This is a genomic window from Clostridium sp., assembly GCF_032552055.1.
Taxonomy (GTDB): Bacteria; Bacillota; Clostridia; order Clostridiales; family Clostridiaceae; genus Clostridium.
On record NZ_JAWGSV010000262.1, the window covers coordinates 1 to 4,379 of the forward strand.

Genomic DNA, 4,379 nt, shown 5'->3' on the forward strand with positions numbered 1-4,379 from the left:
AGATTTATTGTATTATAAGTTAAAGCAGAAAGAGGATATCTATTACTTATTGAAGTCAAATTATCAAAGAACAATAAATGGATATTTAGTTTATTTATATGAAAAATATAAAGATTTTATATCTATTTTAATTGACTATATGAAGAATAAAGAAATAGGTGAGGATTTTTATAATATTAAATTAAATAGAATATTTTTAAGGTTTTTAGTTTTAACAGATAAATTAAATGAAGAGGATTTTAAGTTTGCATCTAAATTATATGTAGATTTAACTATAAAGTATATAAAGTATATTTATTCTGAATATGCTATAGAAAATGAGTTAATAAAAGACTATAAGAATGAAGAGGATTCATTTGCTATATACATATATAAAGCATATAAAAATAAAGAGAATAAAAAGATTGCTTTAAGATATTTAAGAAAAGCATTAGATATTTATAATGATATGCATAAGTTAATAGGTTTATTAATAGAAGAGTTTTCAGAGAAAACAAATGAAGAGAAAGAATTAGATGTATTAAAAGATAAATTTATTAATAATATTGAAATACTTATAGCAAATAACAATTTAATTGAGGCAGAAGAGTTAATAGCTGAATATGAAAGTATTTTAGGGAGTGATTTAAGGTTAACGATGTTAAAATCAAGATTATTAATTGGGAAAAAATCTTATCTGAATTAAGAGGGGTAATATGGATATTATAGATATAAAAAATGAAATAAAGAGTAATATTGAAGCGCTTATTAATGAAGGTGATTATAAAGAAGCTAAAAGATTGATAGAAGATTATTGTAAGTTTGAAGATAAAGATATAGATATAATAACTATGCTCAGCATTGTTTTTATATATGAGGAAAATTTCGAAGAAGCAATAAACTTATTAGAAAAAGAACTTGTTTATAATAAGAATAATTTTGATTTGCTATATAACTTAGCTTACGCTTATGAACTAAAAGGGGAGGCTAAAGAAAGTGAATATTATTATAACGTATCATTAAACTTATGTGAAAATGAGGAGTTAAGAAGTAATATAAAATTAAAGTTAAAGGAATTGGAAAAAAATAATAGAAGTTACAATAAGAAAAAGATAGTTTTTTTTGATAAAGGTGATGATAAATTTATTAAAGATATTATAGAATCTTTATCTAATGACTACGAGACTAAAAAAATTACTGTAACAAATTTAAGGCAAATAGATATATGGATGGAATGGGCAGATATCTGTTGGTTTGAATGGTGTGACGAACTTGTGATATATGGAAGTAATAGTGTATTAGCTCCTGATAAAAAGATAATATGTAGATTACATAGATATGAGGCGTTCACTGATTATCCATCTAGAGTAAAATGGGAAAATATTGATAAACTTATAATAGTTACTGAACATTTAAGATTAATATTAAGACAAACTGTAAAAAATATTGAAGATATTGTAGATATAGTTACTGTTAATAATGGTGTAAACATAGATAAAATAGAGTTTATAGAAAAAAATAAAGGATTTAATATTGGCTATGTAGGGTATTTGCATCAAAGGAAAAATCCGATTCTTCTATTGCAGATTATTAAAAAACTAATTAGCGTAGATAAAAGATATAAATTATATATTGCTGGAATTTTTCAGGATCCACTACTAAGGTTATATTGGGATTATCAAATAAAAGAAATGAATTTAGAAAATAATATAATTTTTGATGGATGGCAAGAAGATATTACTTCATGGCTTAGAGATAAGAATTATATTCTATCAACAAGTATACATGAAAGTTTTGGTTATGGAATAGCAGAAGCTATGTGTAATGGAACGAAACCTATAATACATAATTTTGTTTTTTCAGAAGAAATATGGGATAGGAAGTATGTATTTAATACTATTGACGATGCTGTCTCCATGATAAGAAGCAATAATTACAATTCTATGGAATATAGGAATTATATAGAAGATAATTACTCTTTAGATAAGCAAGTAGTTTTGACTAAGGATTTAATTTTAAATATAGATAAAAAGAGTGAGTTCAATTATTCTGAATATTGGAATTCAAGATTAAATAATAAATTTGATATAGAGGGAGTAGGATATATAGGTTTAGGTAGAATTTATAATAAATACCTATACAAATCAAGATTTGATATATTGCATAAATTAGAAAACATAACATTCAAAAATCATAATAAAGCCAATGTTTTAGAGTTAGGACCTGGAATAGGTATGTTTACTGAATATTTTTACAAAAAAAATATTAATTATACAGGTATTGATATTAGTGAGCGAGCTATTTCTGAATTAACAAAAAAATATAAAGGTTTTAAATTTATTCTTGGAGATATATCTGAGAAGTCTAACTATGGAGAATGTAAGTATGATTTTATATTTACTGCAGATGTTCTTCTTCACCTTACGAATGAAAATAAATATAAAGAGTTGATTAGTATTCTATCGCAATCTTTAAGTGATGAAGGATACATAATGATATTTGATTCTATTAGTACTACAAAAGCAGAGAGCAAATCAAAACATTTAGTAATACGAGATATAAATTATATTAAATTGTTATTAGACGAAAATGATTTAGAGTTGGTAGAGATGTTACCAGTAACATTCTTTATGAATTACCCATATGATAAAATTTTATTAAATAAGGGAGCTGAATTAGCTGAGAAGATTTTCTTTAAGGTACAAGAAATTTTTAGTGATAACTCAATTGATGATAAAGATAAGGAGAAGATAGGTGAGTTTTTATATTTATTAGATAAAAAAGCTCTATTAGAGAATTTACCAGGTTTATCGCAAAAAGTTGTTTTAATTAAGAAAAAAAGTAATAATAAAAATATAAATGAGAAAATAGATGTTAATTATATATGGAACCATACAAATATTGATAAGAGATATAAGGAAATAGTTGATTTTATAGAAGAAGAGGGACAATGTGTTAAAAAATATTTGGAGATTTTTGAGAAAAGCATTGAAGCTTTGAAGAAGTCATAGGGGTTAATTAAATTATAAATTTTATTTTTAGATATAGCAAAATAAATTAGAAGGGGATTTGAATTAAATTTAAATCCTTTTTCTTATAGTAATGTAATTTATTGAATATACTTATTGGAAGAAACTATACAGAGATTATTAAATTAAAATCATCTTTAAATACTTCTTATCTTAACGTATAAACTGCAACTTTCAACTAAATAAGTATTAAGAATTTATTTTATTTGACGATATTTTAGATAATAGATTAAAGTTTAGGAGAGATATTATGAGATTAAATCAAAATATGCAATCTTTAAATGTATATAGAAATTACAAGAAAAGTTTAACATTAAATGCATCAGCATTAAATAAGATAAGTACTGGGTCTAAGATTAACTCTGCAAAAGATAATCCTAATAAACTTGGGGTTAGTGAAGGTCTTAGACTTCAAATTAGAAGTCTTCAAATGGCTGAAAGAAATATTCAAGATGGGGTTTCAATGGTACAAACTGTTGATGGTGGCCTTAATACTATGAGTGAAGCTTTGATTAGGATGAAGGAGTTAACAATACAAGCTTCTGGTTCTACTTCAGAGGATGATAGAAAAGTAATTCAAGTGGAAATAGATAAGCTTAAGGAGCAAATAGACTATACAGCAGAGAACTCAGAATTTAATGGTGTTAAGTTATTAAATTCTGAGAGAGTTACTAACAACAATTATCCTAAATATTTGAAACATACAGTAGGGGCTAATACTAAGGAAGATATAGATATTCCAGTATATAATTTAACTACTGACATGCTTACAGATAGAGAAGGGAATTCACTTAAATCTTTAAATGTAGTTAATAGCGAAAATATCGATAAGAATTTACAAGTTTTAGATTCTGCAATGGCTACAGTGAATTCAGCTAGAAGTAGATATGGTGCTATTCAAAATAGAATGGAAACTTCTGCAACTAACTTAAGTGCTACATCTTTAAATTTAGAAAAAGCTGAAAGCAGAATTAGGGATACTGATATTGCATTAGAGATGTCAGAATATGCAAGGACTTCAATATTGCAAGAAACTTCCATAGCTTTAATGCAACAAACCAACAATTTCCCTAAGGATATATTAAGAGTTTTAGAAAATATGAAATAAATCATTCGACAGAGAAGTGGATAAAACTTCTCTTTTTTTTACATAAAATTTAGTTTTAAAATATTATTATGGTAAAATTGTTAAAAATGTTGTAGAATAATGTAGAAACATGTGTAAATTATCTGTTTCAATGATAAAATTTTTGTAAATAATTATTGGGAAAATATTCCTTGGTAAATTTCTAATGGAAATATAGTAATAATTTATTTATAATAGGATTATATAGTAAATATAATGGAGAAATATATATTATTAAGTCATAC

General features: G+C 24.6%; 3 protein-coding genes. All 3 read left to right on the forward strand.

What is annotated here, in order from left to right:
• On the forward strand, positions 1–685 hold a 685-nt coding region (locus E6248_RS13700; protein ID WP_316341349.1), incomplete at its 5' end, for a hypothetical protein.
• A gap of 10 nt (positions 686–695) precedes the next feature.
• The gene (locus E6248_RS13705; protein WP_316341350.1) at positions 696–2,990 is read left to right on the forward strand and encodes a glycosyltransferase; all 2,295 of its coding nucleotides are present in this window, start codon (positions 696–698) and stop codon (positions 2,988–2,990) included.
• A 268-nt stretch (positions 2,991–3,258) separates the two neighbouring features.
• Positions 3,259–4,116: a flagellin gene (locus tag E6248_RS13710; RefSeq protein WP_316341351.1), complete on the forward strand. Its 858-nt coding sequence runs from the start codon at positions 3,259–3,261 to the stop codon at positions 4,114–4,116.
• The last annotated feature ends 263 nt before the right edge of the window (positions 4,117–4,379 follow it).

Coding starts and splice junctions, on each gene's coding strand:
- E6248_RS13705 (WP_316341350.1), top strand. CDS start 696: ATGGATATTATAGATATAAAAAATGAAATAAAGAGTAATATTGAAGCG.
- E6248_RS13710 (WP_316341351.1), top strand. CDS start 3,259: ATGAGATTAAATCAAAATATGCAATCTTTAAATGTATATAGAAATTAC.